Annotated in this window: 18 protein-coding genes; 11 read left to right on the top strand and 7 right to left on the bottom strand. The window is 68.1% G+C overall.

Annotated elements, in window-relative coordinates; genetic code table 11:
* Positions 1-12: 12 nt before the first annotated feature.
* The gene (locus ASG79_RS20205; protein ID WP_056393538.1) at positions 13-1,428 is read right to left on the bottom strand and encodes an NAD(P)H-quinone dehydrogenase; all 1,416 of its coding nucleotides are present in this window, start codon (positions 1,426-1,428) and stop codon (positions 13-15) included.
* A gap of 103 nt (positions 1,429-1,531) precedes the next feature.
* Here ASG79_RS20205 and ASG79_RS20200 point away from each other — a divergent pair, with 103 nt between their 5' ends.
* On the top strand, positions 1,532-2,350 hold the full coding sequence (locus ASG79_RS20200) for a purine-nucleoside phosphorylase (protein WP_056393537.1): 819 nt from the start codon (positions 1,532-1,534) through the stop codon (positions 2,348-2,350).
* 57 nt (positions 2,351-2,407) lie between these two features.
* Positions 2,408-4,156 carry a phospho-sugar mutase gene (locus ASG79_RS20195; RefSeq protein ID WP_056393535.1) on the top strand — a complete coding sequence of 583 codons (1,749 nt, stop codon included), beginning with the start codon at positions 2,408-2,410 and terminating at the stop codon, positions 4,154-4,156.
* A gap of 70 nt (positions 4,157-4,226) precedes the next feature.
* On the opposite strand, the gene nirD is transcribed toward ASG79_RS20195, so the two are convergent.
* Complete coding sequence (nirD, locus tag ASG79_RS20190; RefSeq protein ID WP_018770113.1) at positions 4,227-4,607, bottom strand: nitrite reductase small subunit NirD; 381 nt, start codon at positions 4,605-4,607, stop codon at positions 4,227-4,229.
* Positions 4,608-4,879: 272 nt separating this feature from the next.
* On the opposite strand from nirD, the gene nirB reads away from it, so the two are divergent.
* The 6 genes from nirB to ASG79_RS20160 all read left to right on the top strand — a co-directional run bounded on the left by nirB (position 4,880) and on the right by ASG79_RS20160 (position 11,960).
* On the top strand, positions 4,880-7,522 hold the full coding sequence (gene nirB, locus ASG79_RS20185; RefSeq protein ID WP_056393533.1) for a nitrite reductase large subunit NirB: 2,643 nt from the start codon (positions 4,880-4,882) through the stop codon (positions 7,520-7,522).
* A 2-nt stretch (positions 7,523-7,524) separates the two neighbouring features.
* Complete coding sequence (gene cobA, locus ASG79_RS20180; protein WP_056393531.1) at positions 7,525-8,556, top strand: uroporphyrinogen-III C-methyltransferase; 1,032 nt, start codon at positions 7,525-7,527, stop codon at positions 8,554-8,556.
* Positions 8,557-8,570: 14 nt separating this feature from the next.
* Positions 8,571-9,737, top strand: coding sequence for a uroporphyrinogen-III synthase (locus ASG79_RS20175; protein ID WP_018770116.1), 1,167 nt, complete (start codon positions 8,571-8,573; stop codon positions 9,735-9,737).
* A gap of 225 nt (positions 9,738-9,962) precedes the next feature.
* Positions 9,963-10,835: an FAD-dependent oxidoreductase gene (locus ASG79_RS20170; protein WP_026265906.1), complete on the top strand. Its 873-nt coding sequence runs from the start codon at positions 9,963-9,965 to the stop codon at positions 10,833-10,835.
* Positions 10,836-10,924: 89 nt separating this feature from the next.
* Positions 10,925-11,644: a deoxyribose-phosphate aldolase gene (gene deoC / locus ASG79_RS20165; RefSeq protein WP_056393529.1), complete on the top strand. Its 720-nt coding sequence runs from the start codon at positions 10,925-10,927 to the stop codon at positions 11,642-11,644.
* A gap of 52 nt (positions 11,645-11,696) precedes the next feature.
* On the top strand, positions 11,697-11,960 hold the full coding sequence (locus tag ASG79_RS20160) for a hypothetical protein (protein WP_018770119.1): 264 nt from the start codon (positions 11,697-11,699) through the stop codon (positions 11,958-11,960).
* Positions 11,961-12,041: 81 nt separating this feature from the next.
* Here ASG79_RS20160 and ASG79_RS20155 read toward each other — a convergent pair whose 3' ends face one another.
* Both ASG79_RS20155 and mfd read right to left on the bottom strand, forming a co-directional pair.
* Positions 12,042-12,854 (bottom strand): metal-dependent hydrolase, encoded by an 813-nt coding sequence (locus ASG79_RS20155; protein WP_018770120.1) that lies wholly within the window; start codon positions 12,852-12,854, stop codon positions 12,042-12,044.
* Positions 12,855-12,860: 6 nt separating this feature from the next.
* Positions 12,861-16,625 carry a transcription-repair coupling factor gene (gene mfd, locus ASG79_RS20150; protein ID WP_223994488.1) on the bottom strand — a complete coding sequence of 1,255 codons (3,765 nt, stop codon included), beginning with the start codon at positions 16,623-16,625 and terminating at the stop codon, positions 12,861-12,863.
* 296 nt (positions 16,626-16,921) lie between these two features.
* Between mfd and ASG79_RS20145 the strand changes: the two genes are divergently transcribed.
* From ASG79_RS20145 to ASG79_RS20135, 3 genes are read left to right on the top strand one after another with little or no spacing between them, the layout of a single operon-like run.
* Complete coding sequence (locus ASG79_RS20145; protein WP_056393527.1) at positions 16,922-18,427, top strand: SDR family oxidoreductase; 1,506 nt, start codon at positions 16,922-16,924, stop codon at positions 18,425-18,427.
* A 44-nt stretch (positions 18,428-18,471) separates the two neighbouring features.
* A complete protein-coding gene (locus ASG79_RS20140) occupies positions 18,472-18,969 on the top strand; it encodes a DUF2505 domain-containing protein (RefSeq protein WP_018770123.1) in 498 nt (165 codons plus the stop codon).
* 3 nt (positions 18,970-18,972) lie between these two features.
* Positions 18,973-19,194, top strand: coding sequence for an SCO4848 family membrane protein (locus ASG79_RS20135; protein WP_056393524.1), 222 nt, complete (start codon positions 18,973-18,975; stop codon positions 19,192-19,194).
* 90 nt (positions 19,195-19,284) lie between these two features.
* Here ASG79_RS20135 and sufU read toward each other — a convergent pair whose 3' ends face one another.
* From sufU to ASG79_RS20120, 3 genes are all read right to left on the bottom strand, one after another.
* The gene (sufU, locus tag ASG79_RS20130; protein WP_018770125.1) at positions 19,285-19,734 is read right to left on the bottom strand and encodes a Fe-S cluster assembly sulfur transfer protein SufU; all 450 of its coding nucleotides are present in this window, start codon (positions 19,732-19,734) and stop codon (positions 19,285-19,287) included.
* A gap of 23 nt (positions 19,735-19,757) precedes the next feature.
* Positions 19,758-21,083, bottom strand: coding sequence for a SufS family cysteine desulfurase (locus ASG79_RS20125; protein ID WP_026265910.1), 1,326 nt, complete (start codon positions 21,081-21,083; stop codon positions 19,758-19,760).
* A gap of 542 nt (positions 21,084-21,625) precedes the next feature.
* Positions 21,626-24,199 carry a helix-turn-helix domain-containing protein gene (locus ASG79_RS20120; RefSeq protein WP_235509879.1) on the bottom strand — a complete coding sequence of 858 codons (2,574 nt, stop codon included), beginning with the start codon at positions 24,197-24,199 and terminating at the stop codon, positions 21,626-21,628.
* Positions 24,200-24,214 lie beyond the last annotated feature (15 nt).

The following is a 24,214-nucleotide window of genomic DNA, read 5'->3' as shown; positions in this document are numbered from 1 at the left end:
GCCCGCCCCTCGTTACATGTGGACGTGCAGGCGGCGGGCGGCTTCGGAGATGGATCCGGTCAGCGACGGGTACACCGTGAAGGTGCTGGCGACGTCGTCAACGTGCAGCTTCTGCTTGACCGCGATGGAGATCGGGAAGATCAGCTCCGAGGCGTTCGGCCCCACCACCACGCCACCGATCACCGTGCCGGAACCCTTCCGCGCAAAGATCTTGACGAACCCGTCCTTGGCGTTGCGCATCTTGGCGCGGGCGTTGCTGCGCAGGGAGAGCTTGACGACGTCGGCCTGGTACTTGCCGGACTCGATCTCGGCTTCGGATACGCCAACGTTGGCGATTTCGGGCGAGGTGAAGATGTTGGATGCCACCTGGTGGAGCTTGAGCGGGGTCACGCCGTCGCCCATGAAGTGCGCCACCGCGATGCGGCCCTGCATGGCGGCCACGGAGGCCAGCGGCAGGACGCCCGTGCAGTCACCGGCGGCGTAGATGTTCGGGGCCGTCGTGCGGGAGACGCCGTCCACCTTGATGTGGCCGCTCTCGCTGACGGCGACGCCGGCCTCCTCGAGGCCCAGGCCTGCCGTATTGGGGATGGACCCCAGGCAGAGCAGGCAGTGGCTGCCGGTCACCGTGGAGCCGTCGGAAAGGGTCACCACCACGCCGTTGTCGGTGCGTTCCACGGTCTGGGCACGGGAACGGGACAAAACCCGGACCCCGCGGCGTTCGAAGACTTCCTCCAGGACCACGGCGGCGTCAACGTCGGAGCCGGGCAGCACGCGGTCGCGGCTGGACACCAGGGTGACCTTGGAACCAAGGCCGTTGTAGGCGGAGGCAAACTCCGCGCCGGTAACACCGGACCCCACCACGATGAGCTCCTCGGGCAGCTCGTCCAGGTTGTAGATTTGCGTCCAGTTCAGGATCCGCTCACCGTCGGGGCGGGCGGTCTCCAGCTCGCGCGGGTGTGCGCCCACGGCCAGCAGGATGGTGTCCGCCTCTACAGTCTCGGTGCCGTCCACCGTCATGACCTCGATGGTGTGGGTGTCCAGCAGCCGGCCGGAACCCGCAATAATCCGCACGCCCAGCTTTTCCAGGCCGTCCCGGATGTCCTGGGACTGGTTGCGGGCAAGGTTGAGGAGGCGGTCGTTGATGTGCTTGAGGTCTGCTCGCATCACCGGCACGAAGTCGCCGCCGTCGACGTCGAACTTCACTCCCAGCTCGCCGGCCTCTGCCACGCGGGTCATCAGGTCGGCCGTGGCAATGAGGGTCTTGGAGGGAACCACATCGGTCAGCACGGCGGATCCACCCAGGCCCGCGCGTTCGATGATGGTGACCGTCGCCCCGAGCGAGGCGGCCACCATGGCGGCTTCGTATCCGCCGGGACCACCTCCCAGGATTGCGATCCGGGGGGAGCTGAAATCTGGATGCGTAGTCACAGTCATCCATTCTCGCCCATTTGCCGCTGACCACCAAGAAAACAGGGCGCTCTCCGGGCCGGCCGTGACGGGGGCAACACGGGCGGCACGATAACTTGTACTGGTGAGTACAACAGACTTCCTGAACACGGACCCGTTTGCCGCCGCACGCGCCGCAGCGGACTACATCGCCGAAGAGACAGGCGTGGACCGGCACGACACTGCCTTGGTCCTCGGCTCCGGGTGGGGCGAGGCCGCCGACCTCATCGGCGAGACCACCGCCACCCTGTCGGCCGAAGAAGTCCCCGGCTTCCATGCCCCCGCCGTGGAAGGCCACGTGGGCACCATCCGCTCCATACTGACGCCCTCGGGAAAGCGCGCCCTGGTCCTGGGCGCCCGCACGCACTACTACGAGGGCAAGGGCGTCAGGGCAGTGGTCCACGGAATCCGGACCGCGGCGGCCGCCGGGTGCAGCACCCTGGTCCTCACCAACGGCTGCGGCGGACTCAACGAGGACTGGGCCCCCGGCACCCCGGTGCTGATCAAGGACCACATCAACCTCACCGCGTCCTCACCGCTGGAAGGCGCCACCTTCGTGGACCTTACCGACCTGTACTCGCCGCGCATCCGCGGGCTGGCCCGCGAGGTGGACCCCACCCTGGACGAGGGCGTGTATGCACAGTTCCCCGGCCCGCACTACGAAACACCGGCCGAGGTGCAGTACGCCAAGCGGATCGGTGCCGACCTGATCGGCATGTCCACGGCGCTGGAAGCCATCGCCGGGCGGCACTCCGGGATGGAAGTGTTCGGAATTTCGCTGGTCACCAACCTCGCGGCCGGGATCAGCCCCCAGCCGCTCAGCCACCAGGAAGTCATCGAATCCGGCCGGGCAGCCGGCCCGCGCATCTCCAGGCTGCTGGCCGATATCATCGCCCGGCTCTAACGGATCAGGCGCCCAGGGTGCGTCACGGGCACGGGCAATGACGATAGCGTTAGGCCCATGACGTCTTCCGATGCCGAACTTCGCCTGCTCACCGAAGCCCGCGAATGGGCTGCCCAAGACCCGGATCCCGCAACGAAGGCGCTGCTCCTTGAGCTTGTCCGCCTTGTTGAGGACGGCGATCCCGCGGCCCGGCAGGAACTGGAAGACAGCTTCCGCGGAACGCTCCAGTTCGGCACGGCAGGGCTGCGCGCCGCCCTGGGCCCGGGGCCGAACCGGATGAACCGGGTGGTGGTGCGCCGCGCCGCAGCGGGACTCGCGGCCTTCCTGGGGGACGCCGCAGCCAAGGCCGCCCCGGGCACCCGCCCGCGCGCCGTCGTCGGGTATGACGCCCGGCATAACTCGGATGTCTTCGCGGCCGAAACCGCGGCAATCTTCACCGCGGCCGGCATCGAAACCTTCCTGCTCCCGGCGCCCCTCCCCACTCCCCTGCTGGCGTACGCCGTCCGCGCCCTGGACTGCGACGGCGGCGTCATGGTCACCGCCAGCCACAACCCGCCCCAGGACAACGGGTACAAGGTGTACCTGGGACGGCATGCTGTGCCGGCAGACGGCGACGGCGCCCAGATCGTGGCGCCCTACGACGCGGAAATCGCTGGCCGGATCAGCGCCGTGGGGCCGCTGGAATCCATCACGCTGGCAGAGGGCGGCTGGACCGTCCTGGACGGTTCGCTGGCAGCCGGGTATGAGCGGGCGACGGCGGCACTGGCCATGGCGGACCGCTTCCCCGCCCGGGACCTGCGGATAGTCCTCACCCCGCTGCACGGCGTCGGCGGCGGGACTGCGCTGGACGTCCTGGAAGCGGCAGGTTTCAAAGATGTCACCGTGGTGGCTGAACAGGCCGAACCGGACCCTGATTTCCCCACCGTAAGTTTCCCCAACCCGGAGGAACCCGGCGCCCTGGACCTGGCCCTCGAGGCGGCCGCGCAGCTGGACGCCGACCTCGTGATCGCCAATGATCCCGACGCCGACAGGGCAGCCGTGGCGGCAAAGGACCCCGATACGGGCGCCTGGCGGATGCTCCGGGGCGACGAAGTGGGTTCCCTGCTGGGCGCCCACATGGTGGCCCGGCTCGCGGACGGCACCGCCGGCGCGGACGCTGACGGCCGGGGCGTCTTCGCCAATTCGATCGTTTCCTCACGGCTGCTGGCCCGCATCGCCGCCGCGGCCGGCTTCGCCCATGAGGAAACACTGACCGGGTTCAAGTGGATCTCCCGGGTTCCCGGGCTGGTCTACGGCTACGAGGAGGCGCTGGGGTACTGCGTTGCCCCGGAGCTGGTGAAGGACAAGGACGGCATTTCCGCCGCCGTCCTGATCGCCGAACTCGCGGCAGCGGCCAAGGCCGCAGGCAAGACGGTCTTCGACACCCTGGATGAGCTGTACCTGCAGCACGGCCTGCACGCCAGCGACCAGCTAAGCATCAGGGTTGCGGACCTGGGACTCCTGGACGCCATGATGAACCGCCTGCGGGTTTCGCCGCCGGAATCGTTCGGACAGTCCGCTGTGGAGGTCTTCACGGACCTGGCTGAAGGCAGCGCGCACCTGCCGCCCACCGAAGGGCTGCTCTACATCACCCGAAACCTGACCCGTGTCATCATCCGGCCCAGCGGCACCGAGCCCAAGCTCAAGTGCTACCTCGAGGTGATCCACCAGGTGGGGTCCGCCGCGGAACTGCCGGCAGCGCGCCAGGCCGCGCGTGCCTCGCTGGACGAGGTCCTGCACGACGTCAGCGAAGCGCTGGGCCTGTAGGAACTGCCGGTTAAACACCAAAGGGCGCCTGGGCCACTGAAGGCCCGGCGCCCCATAAGGGGTGCAGGTGTTACAGCTGCACCTCGACGATGCCGTCGGTGACCCGGGTGCTGAATGCTGCCAGGCGCAGGCCCGGTGTGGTGAAGCATTCGCCGGTCTCAAGGTCGTAGACCTCCTTGTGCAGGGGGGAGGCGATGGTGGGCCGCGTCCCCTTTGAGCCCAGGATGCCGCGCGCCATGACGTGGGCTCCGGTGGCCGGGTCCTCGTGTGCCACGGCGAAGACTTCACTGGGGCCGGTGCGGAACAGCGCCACCTGCCGGCCTGCCACCAGTGCGGCCTCGCCCCAGGCTGGTTCGAGGTCCTCCACCGCGCAGACACGGTGCCAGCCGGTGTGGAATCCAGCGATGTCAGATTCGGCGGCGAGCGCCCCAAGTTCCAGTGTTGCCGTCATGTCCGGCTCCTTTCCCTGTGCCTGTTGTCCTTGCACGGCTGCTTTTGCGGCCGTTTCCAACGCTAGGGTCCGGGTGTTTCAACGGGGTGCGGTGAATGTGTCCGGCGCGTAAAAGAGACCTAACCCGCCCGGAAATGCGCTCGTGATGCAGAAGTTAAGTTGGCGAAACAAATGGGAAACTGAAGCGAAACTGCGTCTCCCTAGTCTGGATGGACAGCTCGTCAGAGAAGGCTGCAGGAAAACTGCCTGCGGCCCATGCGAAAGGCCCATCAGTGACCGAACAGACTTCAAGCACAGAGACTCCGCGCCGCATCGTCGTCGCCGGCGGCGGCCCCGCGGCCCACCGTTTTGCGGACGCAATGCATGCCCGCGGCCTCGATGGCTGGCATGTCACGGTCCTCACCGAGGAAGTCCACCTCCCCTATGACCGGGTGGCGCTGTCCAAAGCCCTCACCGACAACGACGTCGACCTGACGCTCGGCACGGCGTCCATGTGGGACCACGCCGGCCTGGACCTGAAGACCGGCGAGCGCGTCGTAAAGATCAACGCCGAAGCGAAGACGGTGGAAACCGCCGCCGGCAACAGCTACCCCTACGACGAACTCGTAGTCGCCACCGGCTCGAATGCGGCCCGCCTGCCCATCCCCGGCGCGGAGCACACGCACGTCTACCGCACGCTTGAAGACGTCTGGGCCATCAACAAGGCCATCGCGGAGCTCACGGAGAAGCTCGGCCGCAAGGTCAACGCCGTCACTATCGGCGGCGGGCTCCTGGGCCTCGAGTCAGCTGCCGGCACCGAGCAGCTCGGCGCCAACCCGATCGTCATCGACGGTTCCCAGTGGCTGATGGCCACCCAGCTCGACGAGGGCGCGGGCCAGGCCATGGGCAGGCTCATCAAATCCAAGGGTTTCGAAGTCCACGGCGGCGTCTTTCCCTCGGAGGTACTTTCCGACGACGACGGCCAGGTCACCGGGGTGCTGATGGCCGACGGCCGCGTCATCGACGCCGACATCGTGATCGTCGCCATCGGCGTCCGTCCCCGCGATGAACTCTTCCGCGCCGCCGAGGGCGAGGAACAGGTATTCAGCCTGGGTCCCCGCGGCGGCGTGGTCATCAACGACTACTGCGAAACCGAAGTGCCCGGCATCTGGGCCATCGGTGAAGTGGCCAACTACGGCGGCATGTGCCTGGGCCTGGTGGCGCCCGCCAACACCATGGCGGAGATCGTGGCCGACCGGCTGCACGGCGGGGACGCCACCTTCCCGGGCTTCGACACCGCCACCAAGCTCAAGCTGTCCGGTGTGGACGTGGCCAGCTTCGGTGACGCGTTCGCCAAGACCGAGCACGCCCTGGAAATCGTCTATGCCGACCCGGCCCGCGGCGTCTACCAGAAGATCGTGACCACGGATGACGCCAAGACCCTCCTGGGCGGCATCTTCGTCGGCGATGCCTCCCCCTACATGAGCCTGCGCCCGCTCCTGGGCCGCGAGCTCCCGGCCGAACCGGGCGCCTTCCTGAGCGCGGCCGGCGGTGGCGAGGCGCCGGAGACCGAACTGCCGGATGACGCCACGCTGTGCTCCTGCAACAACGTCACGGCCGGAACCATCCGTGACACCATCAACGCCTGCGGCGCCTGCGAGGGCAACGCCCCGGTCCAGGAACTGGGCGAGTTGAAGGGCTGCACCCGGGCCGGCACCCAGTGCGGCTCCTGCGTCCCCATGCTGAAGAAGCTGCTGGAAACCGAGCTGACCAAGTCCGGCGTGGAGGTCTCCAAGGCCCTCTGCGAGCATATCGAACTGTCCCGCCAGGAACTGTTCGACGCCATCCGCGTCCTGGGGCTGACCTCCTTCGAAGAGATCATGGCCAAGTACGGCACCGGCGCCGGCTGCGACATCTGCAAGCCGACCATCGCCAACATCCTGGCCAGCCAGAACAGCGCCTACGTCCTGGACGCCGGCCGCGGCACCCTGCAGGACACCAACGACCGCGCCCTGGCCAACATGCAGAAGGACGGCACCTACTCGGTGGTCCCCCGCATCGCCGGCGGTGAGATCACCCCCAAGAAGCTGGGCGTCATTGCGGCCGTGGCCGAGAAGTACGGCCTGTACACCAAGATCACCGGCGGCCAGCGCATCGACATGTTCGGCGCCCGGCTGGAGCAGCTGCCGGAGATCTGGAAGGAACTCGTGGACGCCGGCTTCGAGTCCGGCCAGGCCTACGGCAAGAGCCTGCGGACCGTGAAGTCCTGCGTCGGTTCCACCTGGTGCCGCTTCGGCGTCCAGGATTCGGTGGCCATGGCCATCAAGCTGGAACTGCGCTACCGCGGCCTGCGCAGCCCGCACAAGCTCAAGATGGGTGTTTCCGGCTGTGCCCGCGAATGCGCGGAGGCCCGCGGCAAGGACGTGGGCGTGATCGCCACGGCCGACGGCTGGAACCTGTACGTGGGCGGCAACGGCGGAGCCACCCCGGCCCACGCCCAGCTCCTGGCCAAGGACCTGGACGACGAAACCCTGATCAAGTACATCGACCGCTACTTCATGTACTACATCCGCACCGCGGACCGCCTGCAGCGCACGGCCCGCTGGCAGGAGGAGCTCGACGGCGGCATCAAGCACGTTGAGGACGTGGTGGTGAAGGACACCCTGGGTATCGCCGAGGACCTTGAGGCCGCCATGGCCAAGCACGTGGACACGTACGTGGATGAGTGGGCAGACACCCTCAAGGACCCCGAACGCCTGCGCCGGTTCCGCTCCTTCGTCAATGCCCCCGACCAGAAGGACGACTCCATCACCTTCGTCCCGGACGAGCGCGGCCAGATGCGCCCCGCCACTCCGGAGGAAAAAGGCAAGGTCCTGATCGGGGCTTCCATCCCGGTCCGCGCCGCCACCACGGAAACCCCTGGAAACGAGGCATAGCCATGCAGCTCAGTATCGACCTCACCGGCCGGAACGTCCTGGTGGCCGGCGCCCCCGACGCCGCGCGGCAGGCGGTGCGGCGGTACCAAGCCGCGGGCGCCGTCGTGCACCGCCTTGGCAGCCCCGAAGAGGCGCGGCTCGTCCACCTGCCGGAGCGGCTGTTCCTGGTCGCCGCCGTCGAGGACGGACAGCCCGGCTGGGACGCCTTCCTGGACCGCTGCCGGAAGACCGGCATCCCGGTCGCGGCCGAGCCTGCTGCGGGACCCGCCGGACACGTCACCCTGGTGGGCGGCGGCCCCGGCACGAGCGACCTGCTCACCGTGGCGGCGGTCAAGGCACTCCGCGATGCCGACGTCGTGTTCTACGACCGACTGGCGCCGTACCAGGAACTGCCGCGGCTGACCTCCGCGGAACTCGTGGACGTCGGAAAGAAGCCTGGCCACCACAAGGTCAGCCAGTCTGACATCGAAAAGCTGATGGTGGAAAGTGCCCTTGCCGGCAACAACGTGGTCCGCCTCAAGGGCGGGGACCCCTACGTCTTTGGCCGCGGCGGCGAGGAAGTTGCCGCCTGCGTGGCAGCCGGCGTCAAAGTGCACGTCATCTCCGGCGTCACCAGCGCCATCTCGGTCCCGGCCGCAGCAGGCATCCCGGTGACCCACCGCGAAGTCAGCCACATGTTCACCGTGGTCTCCGGGCACGCGCCGCTGACGGAGAAGGAGCACCACCACCTGGCCGGTCTGGGCGGCACCATCGTGGTGCTCATGGGCATCGGCACCCTCCACCAGCTGGCGGCAGGCCTGCGCCGCGCCGGGATGCGCCCGGACATGCCCATGGCCGTGGTGGAGCGGGGCTACCGGCCCGGCCAGCGCACCACCATCGCTGACCTCGGCACCATCACCTCCGCCGCTGCCGGCTGCAGCAACCCGGCAGTGCTGGTCATCGGCGAGGTGGTGCGGGTGGCTGAAGCGAACCGTGACCACGCCGGTTCCGCCGCAGACCTGGACAGGCTGGCGGCCTCGCTGCTGGGATCATGAAAGGATTGACCCCCATGACTGCACTTGCACCGGCTGAACCGGCCCAGGCCGCACCGACGACGCAGGCCGAAGAAGCCACCGATGCCGCGGAGTCGCCCTTGGAAGGGTTCCGCATCGGCGTCACCTCGGACCGGCGGTCCCGCGACCTGATCGAGGCCCTGGAGCGCCGGGGTGCCGAAGTGCTGCATGCGCCGGCGCTGAAGATCGCCCCCGTCCAGGAGGACATGCGCCTCATCGAGGACACGCGGGCCATCATCGCCGCCAAGCCGGACCTGTGCATCGCCACCACCGCCTACGGAATGCGCCGGTGGTGCGAGGCCGCTGACTCCTTCGGAATCGGCGACGAACTGCTGGAAACGCTGGGAAACTGCCGCATGTTCGTCCGGGGGCCCAAAGCCCGCGGTGCCGTGCGCGCGGCCGGCCTTGCCGACGTCGGCATCAGCAGCGACGAAACCACCGCCACGCTGGTGGACATGCTGCTCACCGAAGGCGTCCGGGGCAAGACCGTCGCCATGCAGCTGCACGGCTACACCGACGTCCGCCAGATCGAACGCCTGCGGATGTCCGGCGCCACGGTCCTCACTGTCACGCCCTACCGGTGGGTCAAGCCCGACGGCGAGGACAGGCTGCCGCGCCTGATCGAGGCCGCCTGCAGCGGGAACCTGGACGTCCTGACCTTCACCAGCGCCCCAGCCGTGGACGCGATGTGGAGCACCGCCCACGAAATGGGCCTGTACAAGCAGCTGGTGGAAAGCCTGAAGCTGAACGTCACCACCGCGGTGGTGGGTCCCGTGACGGCACAGCCACTCCTGGACGCGGGCGTGACGCCGCTCATCCCGGAACGTTTCCGCATGGGGGCCCTCATCCGGCTGGTGTGCGAGCATCTGGCCCTGAACCATGTCCGGCGGCTGGACACCCGCTCCGGGAACATCGAGCTTCGCGGCCGCAGCCTGCGGATCGACGGCCAGGCGGTGGAACTGGCACCCGCTCCCCTGCTGCTCCTGCGCGCCCTGCTGGGTGCCGGCGGCGCTGTCCTGTCCCGTGAATCCCTCTCCGACCTGCTGGAACTCCGGGGTTCCGTGCACGCACTGGACATGACGGTCAGCAGGCTGCGTTCGTCACTGCCGGACGGAAAGCTCATTGAAACGGTAGTCAAGCGCGGGTACCGGATCCGCGTCTAAGGAACGCCTGTGCCGGCCACTTGTGCGCCGGGAATGGCGGATTGTGTCCGCCGGCCGGTGAATGAGAGGTGGGTCACGGGTTCTGTTACCGGCCGGTAAATACTGGCGAACACGGGCCCGGTAAACAGCAATGGGTGGGTAACACAACCGAAAAAGCAGGCCCCTACGCTGGGTTCCATCATGAAGTTCCGGCCGGTTCCCGGCCGCCAGCGAAAGGGCCAGCACATGTCCGCTCCGGCACCCTCAACGTCCACCTCCGCCGCAACCCGCATCGTCATCGCCGGCGCCGGCCCCGCCGCCCAGGCCCTGGTGGCCCAACTGGACCGGGCACGGTTCGCCGGCACCATCACCGTGCTGAGCAACCGCGATGACACCCCCGCGGAACTGCTGGAGCTGGCCATGCTCCCCCAGGTCTCCGTCCGCTTTGGCCAGCCGGCCAGCCACATCGATGCTGCCAAGCGCACCGTGGCAACCGCCGACGGCATGGAATTCGCCTACGACCAGCTGGTCATCGCCACCGGTTCGGCTCCCGTGGCCAACCCGGTGGACGGCGCCGCGCAGTGCCTGAGCTACTCCACCATCGATGACGCCCCGCGCATTGCGGACGGAGTGCAGGAAGTCACCCGCGAGCTGGGCCGCCGCCCCGTGGGGATCCTGGTGGGCACCGGGGCAGCGGCAGGGCAGGCCGAAGCGGTACTCCGGGCCAAGGGGGTGCGGCCAATCCGCACCACCGCCCGGCCCGCGGCCATCATCCCGGCCGTCGTTTCCGGAGGGGCCGGTTCCCCCCTCGCCGCCTCCGCCGTGGTCTTTGAAGACGGCAGCAGCATGACCGGCGACCTGGTGGTCCTGGCCGAGGAACGGGTATCCCGGGACGGCCTCGCCGCCAGCGCGGGCCTGCGGACGGCCGCCGGCGGCGGCATCGAGATCAGCAGGGACTTCCGGACGTCCGTGCCGGGGATCTGGGCGATCGGCGACGCAGCAGCGTTCGACGGCGTGCGGTTGGGGCTGCTGGTGGCCGCCGCGTCGGCGGCAGGTGCCTGTGCCACCCAGTTGCTGACTGCCGCGGCTGCAGCGCCGGTCCTTCAGGCTGCCGCCTGAGCGGCCGCCACCGGCGCCGTGCGCTGTGACAAGATGGTTCCCGAAACCGAGTCAACGCCGGGCCCAAAAGGCCCTTCGAGAGGACCATCATGAGCAACGAAGCCACCGTTCACGCAGGAACCGCTGATCCGGCCGGGACCGCGAACATCGCCTCCTGCATCGACCACACGCTGCTCAAGCCCGAAGCCTCGGAAGCTGACGTGCTGAAGGTCTGCGCGGAGGCAGCCGAGTACCGGTTCAAGTCGGTCTGCGTCAACCCCATCTGGGTCAAGACCGTCACCAAGGCGCTCAAGGGCTCCGGCGTCCTCACCTGTTCCGTGGTGGGCTTTCCGCTGGGGGCCACCCCTACAGACGTGAAGTCGTTCGAGGCCCGCGGCGCCGTGCTGGACGGCGCGGACGAGGTGGACATGGTGATCAACATTGCCGCCGCGAGGGCCGGTGACCAGGGCGCCTTGACCGAGGACATCGCCGCGGTGGCCGAGACGGTGCACGCCGGCGGCGCCATCCTGAAAGTCATCATCGAAACAGCCCTGCTCACGGATGAGCAGAAGGTGCTGGCATGCCGGGCGGCCGTTGAGGCCGGGGCGGACTTCGTGAAAACCTCCACGGGCTTCAACGGTGGCGGCGCCACCGTTGAAGACGTGGCCCTGATGCGCCGCGCGGTGGGCCCTGACCTGGGGGTCAAGGCCTCCGGCGGCGTACGGTCCCTGGCCGACGCGCAGGCTATGATTGCAGCAGGTGCAACACGAATTGGTGCCAGCTCCGGGATTGCCATCGTCAAGGGTGAACAGGGTTCAACCGCTTACTGACCGGACCCGGAAGCGGCCGCAGACCAAGCCCCGCGGGGCCGAGGAGGAACATATGTCCAGCCAGATCAACGCGTCCAGCCGGGACTCGGCGTCGAACCAGGACTCCGTCCGGACCCCGCAGAACGAGAACAACCTCGCCACCAGCGTCATCCTGTTCGCGGTCTGCTTCGTGCTGTTCCTGGGCGCCATCTACTCGCTGTCCTTCCTCAGCCTGGGCAACCCTTGGCCCATGGCCGCCTGCCTGGCCCTGTTTGCGCTGGCCTTCTGGATCCCGCAGACCATCCTGGGCCGGTCCGACTCTGCGGGCGAGCACTAACACCCACTCCATACAGCAAACAACGGACCGGCGGACTTTTCCGCCGGTCCGTTGCTGTTTCCCGCTGAAGGGTGTTGCCTGCTAGAACCAGAGCCTGATCCAGGCGCCCGCGGCAGCCGCCGCACGGCCCCAGTGCTGTTGGGCGATGGCCCAGCCGGCCATCGACATGCCCACCATGGCGTACGCGCTGACCGGGATCAGCACCAGCCACTCCCGCTTGGAACCGGCACGCCCCAGCAGGGGAAGGGACAGGGCGCCGTTGGCCCGCCAGACGTTCCGCAGCAGGGGCAGCCGGCGCAGTATTTTCGGCGGCCGGACCACCAGCGGCCACAGCAGCGGCACTCCTCCGGTGGTGATGAGGTCGCCCACGATGTGCACCACCACCCCGATCAGCATCGAGGTGGGCAGCCAGGTCCACTGCCCCGGCGCGTATACGGTGACCAGGCCCGCCATGACCAGCGCGAAGATCCAGTTGGAGATAAAGCCGCTTTTGGGAAAGAGCTTCAGCGCCTTCGCCGCAATGTTGATCAGGAACATGCACAGCAGCCCGGCCCCCACGGACAGGCGGCCCCAGCCGGTGTCCAGGTGCACCTGCGATGCCAGGCCGGCGAGGAAGACAAAAACCGCGGCACCAAGGATGGAGTGCGTTCCCTGCCGGTGGCCCCCGCTGGCGTTCTCGATGCCGCGCGCAATCACGTTGGACAGCGGCGGCAGCGAGTGGGCCACCGTGCTTGCCCGGTGGTCCCAGTCGCACACCAGTGCCGTGCCCGCGGTGGCCATGCCGCCGATGAGGATGCCCGTGGGATCCAGCGGGTACCAACCCAGGGTGTAGGGGCCGGTGGACGCAACAGCTACCCACGCCGCGGCTCCAGACGCGGCGTGGTGTCCTCCCATCACGTACTAGCCGCTGACTGCCGGGGCGGCGAGCGGGGCGTCGGAGAAGATATTCCGGATCACGCCGTTGGCCCATTCCAGGATCTCGGCGTCCTGCAGATCCCGTCCGCCGATCCGTGCCGTCTTGGGCTTGGGGATGAGGACGGCGTCGAGTGCGGGTTTGGACTGCGATCCGGGGTACATCCGGTTCAGGCGCATGATCTTGGATTCCGGGAGCGAGGCCGGGGAGAACTTGATGAAGTTGCCCTGCAGAGCGACGTCGGACAGGCCGGCTTCGCGCGCACCAACACGGAAGCGTGCCACCGCCACCAGGTTCTGGGCGGGCAGCGGAAGTTCACCGTAGCGGTCAACGAGCTCGGCCTGGACCTCGTCGATGGCCTCATTGGTGATGGCCGCCGCGAGCTTCCGGTAGGCCTCCAGGCGCAGCCGTTCGCCGGGGACATAGTCGTGCGGCAGGTGGGCGTTGACGGGCAGCTCGATCTTCATCTCCGCGGCCTTTTCTTCGGCCTCGCCCCGGTAGTCCGCCACGGCCTCGCCCACCAGCCGGATGTACAGGTCAAAGCCCACTCCCTGGATGTGGCCGGACTGTTCGCCGCCCAGCAGGTTGCCGGCACCGCGGATTTCCAGGTCCTTCATGGCCAACTGCATGCCGGCGCCCAGTTCGTTGTGCGCGGCCACGGCCTTGAGCCGTTCCAGCGCCACCTCGCCCAGCGGCTTCTCTGACGGATACAGGAAGTAGGCGTAGGCGCGTTCACGGCCACGGCCCACGCGGCCGCGGAGCTGGTGCAGCTGGGACAGGCCGTACTTGTCCGCGCCGTCCACGATCAACGTGTTGGCGTTGGAGATGTCCAGGCCGGTCTCGATGATGGTGGTGCACACCAGCACGTCGAAGCGCCGCTCCCAGAAGTCAACGATGATCTGCTCCAGGCGGCTCTCCGACATCTTGCCGTGCGCCACCTCGACCCGTGCCTCGGGCACCAGCTCGCGGATCCTGGCGGCCGTCCGCTCGATAGTGGACACCCGGTTGTGGACCAGGAACACCTGGCCTTCACGCATCAGCTCGCGGCGGATGGCGGCCGAGGTCTGCTTGTCCGTGTACGGGCCCACGTAGGTCAGCACGGGGTGCCGTTCCTCCGGCGGGGTGGCCAGGGTGGAGGTTTCCCGGATGCCGGTGAGGGACATCTCCAGGGTGCGGGGAATCGGGGTGGCACTCATGGCCAGGACGTCCACGTTGGTGCGCATCTTCTTCAGCGCTTCCTTGTGCTCCACGCCGAACCGCTGTTCCTCGTCCACGATCACCAGGCCCAGGTCCTTGAACTCAAAGTCCTTGGCCAACAACCGGTGCGTGCCGATCACCACGTCCACGGCACCGCTCTTCACACCCTCCGCCGTCTCCTTCGCTTCCTTGGCGCTCTGGAACCGGGACAACGGCTTCACCCGCAGCGGGAAGCCGGAGAAGCGTTCGGTGAAGGTCTCGTAGTGCTGCTGGGCCAGCAGGGTGGTGGGCACCAGCACCGCCACCTGTTTGCCGTCCTGCACCGCCTTGAAGGCAGCGCGCACCGCGATCTCGGTCTTGCCGTAGCCCACGTCGCCGGACACCAGCCGGTCCATGGGAATCTCCCGCTCCATGTCCGCCTTAACCTCGTTGATGGTGGTCAGCTGGTCCGGCGTCTCCACATACGGGAACGCCTCCTCCAGTTCCCGCTGCCAGGGCGTGTCGGGTCCAAACGCGTGGCCACGGGAGGCCATGCGGGCAGAGTACAGCCGGATCAGTTCGCCGGCGATCTCCTTGACGGCTTTGCGGGCCTTGGACTTGGTACTGGCCCAGTCCGCGCCGCCCATCTTGCTCAGCACGGGGGTGTCGCCGCCCACGTAGCGGGTCACCTGGTCCAGCTGGTCCGTGGGGACGAACAGCCGGTCGCCGGGTGCGCCGCGCTTGGCCGGCGCGTACTCCAGCACCAGGTATTCCCGGACGCCGTCGCCGCCGCCGGCCACCTTGCGCTGGATGAGTTCCACGAACCGGCCAATGCCGTGCTGTTCATGGACCACGTGGTCCCCCGCCACCAGTTGCAGGGGATCGACGGCGTTGCGCCGTTTGGAGGGCATCCTCCGCATGTCCTTGGTGGACCCGGCGGAGGTCCGTCCCAGCAGGTCGGCTTCGGTGAGCAGGCCCAGTTTGAGGCCGTCCAGGACAAAACCACGGCCGACGGCGGCAGTGGTCACCTCGATGATGCCCGGCTGGGGTTCGTGGTCCAGGCTGTCCACCCGGGCACAGGGAATGTCGTTCTCATGGAACAACTCGGCCAGGCGCTGGGCCGGCCCGGGCCCTTCCGTGGCCACCACGATCCGCCACTGGTCGCGGACGTGCGAACCGATGAACTCCATCATTTCCGCCACGTCGCCCTGGTAGCCCCGCGGCTCCCGGGCATGCAGGTTCAGCACGTCGATCTCGGGCAGCAGCTCCGCGTCCTGCGCCAGTGACGTAATCGACCACCAGGACACGCCGTGCTCCAGCGAGGAGGTGCGCGTTTCCGCCAGGGACCGGAAGCTGGCAGAGTGCAGCGCCGCACTCGCCTGCGAGCTGAGGTCCAAAGGTGCCGCACCGCCGTCGGACGCGGTGGACCATGCCGCTTCGAGGAACTCCTCGTTGGTGGCGGCAAGGTCGTGGGCGCGGGTGCGCACCTTCTCCGGCTCGATCAGCACGGCGATGGAGTCGGCAGGCAGCTGGTCAACGAACGGAACCATCGCATCCACCAGCACCGGCGCCAGGGATTCCATGCCCTCCACGGCGATTCCGCCGGCGATCTTCTCCAGCATGTCCGCGGCGGCCGGAAGCTGGGACTTCAGCGTGGCGGCGCGGGACATGACGGACGGGGTGATGAGGATTTCCCGGCACGGCGGGGCATGCAGTTCGGCGGGGTGGTGGACGCCCGGGGCGGACAGCGAGCGCTGGTCGGCCACGGCAAACCAGCGCATCTGGTCCACTTCGTCCCCGAAGAACTCCACCCTGATGGGGTGGTCCTCGGTGGGCGGGAAAACGTCGATGATGCCGCCGCGGACGGCGAACTCACCGCGGTGCGTCACCATGTCCACACGGGCGTACGCGGCGTCGGCAAGGCTCTTCACGACGTCGGAGAACGGCACCTCCTGGCCCACCTTCAGCGTGACGGGAACCAGGTCGCCCAGGCCCGCCACCACCGGCTGGACCACGGCGCGGACCGGCGCGACGACGACGCGGAGCCGGCCCGCCGTCGAGCTTTCCGGATGGGCTGGATTTTCCGGATGGGCCAGGCGGCGCAGCACGGACAAGCGGCGGCCTACGGTGTCCGAGCGCGGCGACAGCCGCTCGTGCGGGAGGGTCTCCCAGCTGGGGAACTCGGCCACCGAATCCGCGGGCAGGTACGCGCGCAGGGCCGCAGTGAGGTCCTCCGCCTCCCGGCCGGTGGCAGTGACGGCCAGCACCACGCCCGGCTCCATACCGCCCGCCTGTTCCGCCTTGGCCGCCAGCCCGTCAGCCATCTCCGCGAGCAGCACCGGACGAAGTCCCGGAGGAGCGCTGATCTGGTAGTCCTGTCCGCGGACGGCGAATCCCCGGGCAGCCTCGGCGCGGACCCGGGCGAACGTCTGGTCCGGCGCCAGGGCACGGCGCAGCCCGTCCAGCGACGGGGCGGCACTGGTCTTGGCGGGCCGGGCCGTGCCTGTCCTGGACGTGCCTGTGCTGGATGTACCTGTGCTGGATGTGCCGGCGGCGGACTGGCCGGGAAGACTCATGGCAGAAGCTCCTGTGGTGTTCATCGAGGGTCGCAGGCAACGCGAAAACCCGAAATTCGCTGCGAATCCCGGGTACTCCCAGCCTACAGCGCAGGAACGACATGGCAGCGCGGCGCCCACAGGCCTAGGCTGGCAGGGCCGGACAGTTGCCCGTTCGGAGCCCCTTAGTTCGGAGCCATTTTGTTAGGAGCCGTGTTGTTCGGAGCCGCGGCCCGTCCGGACGGGCCGCGGCTCCGAAGAACAAAGGACGAAGCCAGGCCGGCACGAACAGGGGCCAGGACCATACAGGAGCCAGCATGACTGCAATGAGCGCCCAGCCAGCACCAAAGACTGTCCTTGTCACCGGGGCCACCGGTTACATCGGCGGCCGCCTGGTGCCCCGGCTTTTGGAAGCAGGCCACACCGTCAAGGTGCTGGTCCGCTCGCCGGACAAGATCGCCGGCGTGCCCTGGCGGGACAAAGTGGACGTGGTGGAAAGCAGCCTGGACGACGGCGACGCCCTCCGCGACGCCCTGGCCGGCGTCGAGGTCTTCTACTACCTGGTGCATTCGATGGCCGCCGGCGCGGGATTCGAAGCCAAGGAAAAGGCCATGGCCAGGACGGCCGCGGATGCTGCAGCGGCCGCGGGGGTCCGCCGGATCGTCTACCTTGGCGGCCTGCACCCCCAGGGGGTGGAGCTGTCCACCCACATGCGGTCACGGGAGGCGGTGGGCAAGGTCTTCCTGGACAGCCCGGTGGACGCCGTAGTGTTCCAGGCAGGCGTGGTGATCGGCTCCGGCTCCGCCTCCTTCGAGATGATCCGGCACCTCTCCGAAACGCTGCCCCTGATGCCGGCGCCCAGCTGGGTGCGCAACAGGATCGAAGCCATCGCCGTGCGTGATGTCCTCTACTACCTGGTGTCCGCAGCGTCGCTGGAGGGCCCCATCAACCGCACCTTCGACATCGGCTGCCGGCAGGTGCTGACCTACGCGGGGATGATGCAGGAGTACGCCGCCGAAGCGGGCCTGCCCTACCGGGTGGTGCTGGCGCTGCCGGTACCGGCACCCAAGCTGGCAGGCATGTGGGTGGCCCTGACAACACCCATCCCGCTCTCCATGGCCGTGCCGCTGGTCCAGTCCCTGCAGCATGACGCGGTGGCCAACGAACACGACATCGACCAGTACATTCCCCAGCCCGACGGCGGCCTGACCCCCTACCGCACGGCGGTGGCCCTGGCGCTGGGAAAGGAGCGGGACGGCCAGGTGGAGACCACCTGGGCCAACGCCGGTGCCGACTCCGATCCGCTTCCCAGCGACCCCGATTGGTCGGGGCACAAGGTGTACATCGACGAGCGGACCTTCCACGGCGATGTGGACCCGGCCCACGTCTGGACGATCATCGAGGGCATCGGCGGGCGCAACGGCTGGTATTCCCTGCCCCTGGCCTGGCAGGTCCGCGGCTGGCTGGACAAACTGACCGGCGGCGCAGGCCTGCTGCGTGGCCGGCGGCACCCGCACACCCTGGCCATCGGCGAAGTGGTGGACTGGTGGCGGGTGGAGCAGATCGACCGGGGCAGGCTCCTGCGGCTGCGGGCCGAGATGCGGGCGCCGGGACGGGCCTGGCTGGAGCTTTCCGTGGAGCCCGACGGCGCGGGCAGCCGCTACCGGCAGCGCGCCATCTTCTTCCCCAAGGGATTGAGCGGACGGCTCTATTGGCTCGCCGTGCTTCCGTTCCACAGCCTGATCTTCCCGGCCATGGCCCGGAACATCACCGCTGCCGCCCAGAAACTTGCCGATGCGGAGCCCTCGCCGGTCACCCCGTAGGATGTTGGAGGCGTAAATCCTTTCCCCAAATCCCAGGAGGACCCATGGCGCTGAGCGCAACCACAACCCTTCCGCACTCCGTTGACAGCGTTGCTGCTGTGCTGGTGAACGAAGATTTCCAGCGCCACGTCAGCCAACTGGTAGGCGGCACCCTGGAGTCCTTCAGCGTGGACGGTGACATCGCAGGGGCCTTCAACGCCACCTCGGTGCGTACCCTCCCCACCACGCGCCTGCCCGAGATTGCCCGCAAGTTCGTGGGTGAGCACCTGAAGGTGACGCAGGTTGAAAACTGGGAGGCCCCGGCCGCCGACGGCTCCCGCCAGAGCAACATTTCGCTGAAGATCGCCGGCGCCCCGGTGGATGTCACGGCCGTCCAGCGCCTGGTGGCCGATGCCGGTGGAACCCGGGTGGAGCTCGAGGGCGCCGTTAAGTCCTCTGTTCCGTTCCTGGGCGGCAAGATCGCCGACGCCGCCGAACCCATGGTGGCCAAAGCCCTGAACCTGCAGGCCGCACAGGCTCAGGCCTGGCTGGAAAGCCACTAACCCATGCAGCTTCCCGTCCTCGCAGCGCTGGTCCTCATCGTCGCCGGCGTCTGGTCCCTGGTGGTCTGGCCGCAGTTCCTGCGCCGCGTGATGAAGGATCCCCGCGCCCGCGATGCGGCAGGAAAGGCCACCAAATTCCTGACCGTGCACGTGGTGCTGGTGAGCATCTCCATGGTGCTGGGACTCGCCACAGCGGTGATCGGTGTTCTCGGCCTGCTGGGCTGAACCAGCCGTTCCACGGCGCGAAAACAGCCCGGACCTTACTCCTGTTGGAGCAAGGTCCGGGCTGTTTCCGTCTGGCCTGGGTTGCCTGGCCTAGGCTGCCTGGTTAAGCGCGTCCTCCGCAGCAACCCAGGAGATCATGGCGCACTTGACCCGGGCTGCGTAGCGTGCCACTCCTTCGAACGCTGCCGCATCCCCAAGCAGCTCAGGATCAGCATGGACCTTCCCACGGGACCTCAGCACCTCCCGGAAGCTGTCGATAATTTCGTGCAGTTCAGCCACGGTCATGCCTTCGGCGAGGTCGCTGAGGACGGACGCCGAGGCCATGGAAATAGAGCAGCCGGCGCCGTCCCACGCCACCTGTGCCACTTTCCCGTCCTGGACGGCGAGCCGGAGTGTAACTTCGTCGCCGCACACGGGGTTGAGCTGGTGCGACTGCCCGGTGGAGGTGCCTTGGGGCGCTTCGGTCGCGGCGAGCCCGCTGCCGTGGCGGGCCTTCGAATGGTCCAGGATGATCTGCTGGTACAGCTGGTCAAGGCTCATGGTGTCACCTTTCGTCTTCTCCGCTATGCGCGGAAGTAGGCCCGGACGCCGGCAACGGCTTCAAGGAAGCGGTCCACGTCGTCCGTGGTGTTGTAGAGGTAGGCGCTGGCCCGGGTCGTGGCGGTCAGTCCAAGCCTGCGGTGCAGCGGCTGGGCGCAGTGGTGTCCCACGCGGACGGCGATTCCCCGGGAGTCCAGGAACTGTCCCACGTCATGGGCGTGGACGCCTTCGACGTCGAATGCGGCAAGGCCGATCCGTTCCTTTCCGGCTGCCGGGCCCAGGACCCGGACGCCGGGAATGGATTCCAGCCCCGCCACCATGCGCTGGCCCAGTGCGGCCTCCCACGCATGGATCCGGGCCAGCCCGGTTTCCGTCAGGTAGTTCGCTGCGGCCGCCATGGCTACCGCCTGGGAGATGCGCTGGGTGCCCGCTTCGAAGCGCTGGGGCGCCGGGAGGTACTCGGCCCGCTCCATGGTGACGGTAGTGATCATTGACCCGCCGGTCAGGAACGGCGGGAGGATGTCCAGCAGCTCCTGCCGCCCGTACAGCACGCCAATCCCCGTGGGGGCGAGCATCTTGTGGCCGGAGAAGACCGCGAAGTCCACGCCGAGTTCCTTGACGTTCAAGGGCAGGTGGGGAGCCGACTGGCAGGCGTCCAGGACAACCAAGGCGCCGGCCGCATGCCCGAGGGCCGTCAGTTCCGCTACCGGGTTGATGATTCCCAGGACGTTGGAAGCGTGGGTGAAGGCCAGGACTTTGGTACGCGGGCCGATAATCCCGGCGGCCTGGTCCATGCGAAGGCTGCCGTCATCTCCGATGGGGATGTACCGGAGGGTGGCTCCTGTGCGGAATGCCAGCTCCTGCCATGGAATCAGGTTGGCATGGTGTTCCATCTCGGTCACCACGATGTCGTCCCCGGGCCCCAGGGACAGCTCCCCGAGCCGCTGGTCGCCGCGGCCCTGGGCAGCCCACAGTCCGGCATTGGACAGCGCATAGGAGAGGAGGTTCAGTCCCTCCGTCGCGTTCGAGGTCCAGATGGTTTCCTCGTAGTCCGCACCGATGAAGTCGGCGATGGTTTGGCGGGCGTCCTCGAAGACTTCGGTGGCCTCAACCGCAAGATGGTGGGCGCCCCGGTGCACGGCAGCGTTGCGCTGCTCATAGAATTCCTGCTCGGCTTCGATGACGCTCACGGGGTTCTGGGATGTCGCCCCGGAGTCGAGGTAGACCAGCGGCTGTCCGTTCACCAGTTGGTTGAGGACCGGGAAGTCATTGCGGATGCGCAGCACCTCGGCGTTGTCCATGACAGGTACGGCACGTTCCAGTGTGGCTGGCGTTGATACTACGGCCAAAACGAACTCCTTGGGCTGCCCATGTCTGACAACCCAATTGTCCCACACACGGCTGTGGCGGCCGCCCGGGAGGGGCGGCCGCCACCGCTGCCCCGGGCTTCGGCCGAGGGAGTAAAGGGCCGGCGACGGCTGGGGGGAGAGTCTCGGTCTCAGAAGACTCTGACGTCGCCGGCCCCGTCTTGACCCGGTCCCTGGGGACCGGAAGTTGAGAGGGCCTCACTGTCCTGATTGGCTGCTCTGCGGCTTCCGGCCTGCCGCTTTGCTTTGCCTCCTTAAGTAAATCCCGTGGGGCCCTTACGTACACGAGTAGGGTGTACTCGAATCCAGGCGGGTGCACTACCGGGTTGGCGCTCCTGCGCACCCTCCGGGCGGGATGGTTGGCGGGCTTGGGTACGACGGCGGCCCGGCGGTGCTTCCCGGGTGGAAACACCGTGGGCAGCGGGTGGCCGGGGGCAGGGATTTCGACGTCGGGCGGTCAGCAGGGATTCCGATGCCCGACTGGCAGCACGGAGGCACGGCAGGGCCGGTTTGGGAGGCCAGACCTACTTTGGCAGGGCCGCTTCCAGCTCATCGCGGCTGCGGACGCCGAGCTTGACGTAGGTGCGGTAGAGGTGGCCCTCCACGGTCCGGACGGAGACCATGAGCCGCTGTGCGATCTCGCGGTCGGTCAGGCCCTGCACGGCCAGCTCCACGATGTCCTGTTCGCGCCTGGTGAGGCGAACGGTGGGCGCCGCGGCGATGAAGCGTCCTTCACGGAACCGCTCGCCCAGTTCGTGGTCGCACTTTTCGCGCTGGGCCACGGCCTGGCGTGAGCGCCGGCGTTCACCGGCCTGCTCCAGCACCGTGCTGGCACGGGCATAGGCTTCGCGGGCCAGGTTGACAAAGCCTGCCTCCTCCAGCGAGGCAGCTGTTGCCATGAGGGTGTCGCCGTCGGCATTTTCCCAGGCGGTGGCCAGCGTCAGAAGAGCTTCTGCCCACCGGCCTTCCACGTCCCGGGCCGCCGCCTGCACCATGGGCACCACCGAGGGGTCGCCCAGGTCCCAGCACATGGCCAGGACCTGGAGCAGGTTTCCCTTCCGTGCAGAGGCCTGGGTGGTGGTCATCAGCGTCTGCAGTGCGGCCAATCCCTTGCCGTCGCGGGCCAGGTATTCGGCGGCAGCGGCCATGTAGGCCTCTGCCAAAAGATCATGCGCCGGCCAGCCGGCGTCGGCGTCCTTGTGATCCTGTTCAAGGCGCTGTGCCTGTTCCGTGTCGCCCAGCCGGGCCGCGGCGTAGAAGCCGAGGGCCGTGCCGAACCGGTACAGCTGCAGCGGGTCGTTGAGCCTCAGCGCCTCAACAGCGGGCAGCAGGACCTGATAAGCGCGTTCCATCCTCCCCTGCCGCAGCAGCGAATACCCCCGCAGCAGCTGGAGGCTTCCGTTGAAGGTGGCCGCGCCAAGCGTGTGTCCGGCCGCGTAATGGTCGATCTCGCGCTCCGCCGGCTCCCATTCACCCATGGCCAGGTAGTCGGAGACGAGCCTTCCCAGCACGAACTCAGGGAAGAAGAACAGGCTGCCTTCGAGCGGGGGAAGTTCCGAGGCTGCCAGCAGTGCGGCCTCCAGCCCCTGCACGGGGCGTCCCGCCGAGCCGAGGGCGTGGGAGAGAAGGCCCTCAGCCAAGGCGCGGAGCGGTTCTCCGGCTTCTGCCGGGGGGCGCTTCCGCATCGTGTCCACTTCGTCGTTCAGCGCCGGGAAGTTCACCTCGGCACCGAGGTGGAGCAGGTGCAGGAGCCCTTCCTGCCAGCTCCTTTCGCCGTCGCTGGAGAGCGGGACGTTCTTTTCGACGTCGTCCGCGATCATCCCCAGGGGATGGCCGATGGCCAGGTGGGCCGAAACCCGGAGCAGCAGGACGGCCGGTCCCTGGGGATCATCGGCCAGCCGGAGCCAGCACTCGTCAAGGAGTGCCGCGGCCCCGGTATAGGCGCCCTCGTTATACAGGGCCCGCGCCTGGATGGCCTGGGCCAGCGGGACCATGGCGGGGTCGTGGATACGGGACGCAATGGACCGTGCACTGTCGTTGCGGAACCGCAGCAAGGCTTCCTTGGCCGCGGCCAGCATCTCGTCGTCGCTGACCCTGACGCCGCACTCCAGGGCCCACTCCACTGCCCGCAACCGGCCCTCCCCGCGCAATTGGGTGGGGTCCTGGTGGGCCCTGACCTTCTCCAGCAGCTGGAGGCTGCGGGAGACCGACACGGTGTTCCGGATGGCGCCGGCGAAGAGTCCGTTCCAGATGGAAAGCTCCGCCGGGATGCCGGGGGCTTCGACGATGATCTGCTGGTCCAGCAGGGACCGGACCACGGCTGCCCCGCTGATGTCTTCGATGACCTTCCTGCCCACCGGCCCGGCAAGGGCAATGAGCTTCAGTGCTTCCTGCTCTTCGGTCCGGCGCCGGAGATGGTCTTTGGCCACCACGCCTGCGAGGCGGTCCCCATCCGCGGGCAGCGGGCCCAGCAGCATCCAAATTCCGTTGCGCTTGGCGAGGACGCCGGCCTCGGCGGAGTCGTGCAGCAGGGCGTCGAGGATCCGGGGATTGCCGCTTGATGCGTTCCAGATGGAGTCCACCGTTGCAGCCGGCACGGTCCCGTCGAGGACGTGGTCCAGGACTTCTTCAATCTGTTCACGGTTGAGGGGCCGGAGGTCCACGCGTTCGGCCAGGCCGTCGTACCAGAGCTGGTCGAGCGGCTGTGGGAGACCCGGACGTGGCCGGGCGGCAGCAAGCACCGTTGCCCATCCGGCTGAAATCACCTCGGCCAGCACCCCCGCGGAAGCATCATCGAGGTGGTGGGCATCGTCCACCGCCAGCAGGACCGCTCCCCCGCTGCCGGCCTTGAGCTTCTCAAAGTAGGACCACATGGAACGCAGCACCGCGACCGGCGAGACGGACTCCTCGGCGCTGAGTTCCCCCGTATAGGGTGTCAGGACTCCGAATGGCACTCCGGCCAGGGCCGAACTGGCGTGGATGCGCAGGATTTTCATGTTTCCGGCCAGGCGCTCGGTCACGGCGTCAGTGACGGCCGACTTTCCGATGCCCGGGCCGGCCATGATGAAGACGGCCCGGTGGGTTCCGTTCCGGACCATGGTGCAGATGCGGTC

Origin of the sequence: Arthrobacter sp. Soil761 (genome assembly GCF_001428325.1) — a bacterium.
Lineage (GTDB): Bacteria > Actinomycetota > Actinomycetes > Actinomycetales > Micrococcaceae > Arthrobacter.
This window is presented reverse-complemented; position numbering and strand designations above follow the sequence as displayed.

Excerpts from the sequence above, each read along its gene's own strand:
- ASG79_RS20160 (WP_018770119.1), top strand. The coding sequence starts at position 11,697 with ATGTCCAGCCAGATCAACGCGTCCAGCCGGGACTCGGCGTCGAACCAG.
- sufU (WP_018770125.1), bottom strand. The coding sequence starts at position 19,734 with ATGAGCCTTGACCAGCTGTACCAGCAGATCATCCTGGACCATTCGAAG.
- ASG79_RS20140 (WP_018770123.1), top strand. The coding sequence starts at position 18,472 with ATGGCGCTGAGCGCAACCACAACCCTTCCGCACTCCGTTGACAGCGTT.
- ASG79_RS20120 (WP_235509879.1), bottom strand. The coding sequence starts at position 24,199 with ATGGTCCGGAACGGAACCCACCGGGCCGTCTTCATCATGGCCGGCCCG.
- ASG79_RS20195 (WP_056393535.1), top strand. The coding sequence starts at position 2,408 with ATGACGTCTTCCGATGCCGAACTTCGCCTGCTCACCGAAGCCCGCGAA.
- ASG79_RS20170 (WP_026265906.1), top strand. The coding sequence starts at position 9,963 with ATGTCCGCTCCGGCACCCTCAACGTCCACCTCCGCCGCAACCCGCATC.
- nirD (WP_018770113.1), bottom strand. The coding sequence starts at position 4,607 with ATGACGGCAACACTGGAACTTGGGGCGCTCGCCGCCGAATCTGACATC.
- ASG79_RS20135 (WP_056393524.1), top strand. The coding sequence starts at position 18,973 with ATGCAGCTTCCCGTCCTCGCAGCGCTGGTCCTCATCGTCGCCGGCGTC.
- ASG79_RS20175 (WP_018770116.1), top strand. The coding sequence starts at position 8,571 with ATGACTGCACTTGCACCGGCTGAACCGGCCCAGGCCGCACCGACGACG.
- ASG79_RS20155 (WP_018770120.1), bottom strand. The coding sequence starts at position 12,854 with ATGGGAGGACACCACGCCGCGTCTGGAGCCGCGGCGTGGGTAGCTGTT.
- mfd (WP_223994488.1), bottom strand. The coding sequence starts at position 16,625 with ATGAGTCTTCCCGGCCAGTCCGCCGCCGGCACATCCAGCACAGGTACA.
- ASG79_RS20145 (WP_056393527.1), top strand. The coding sequence starts at position 16,922 with ATGACTGCAATGAGCGCCCAGCCAGCACCAAAGACTGTCCTTGTCACC.
- cobA (WP_056393531.1), top strand. The coding sequence starts at position 7,525 with ATGCAGCTCAGTATCGACCTCACCGGCCGGAACGTCCTGGTGGCCGGC.
- deoC (WP_056393529.1), top strand. The coding sequence starts at position 10,925 with ATGAGCAACGAAGCCACCGTTCACGCAGGAACCGCTGATCCGGCCGGG.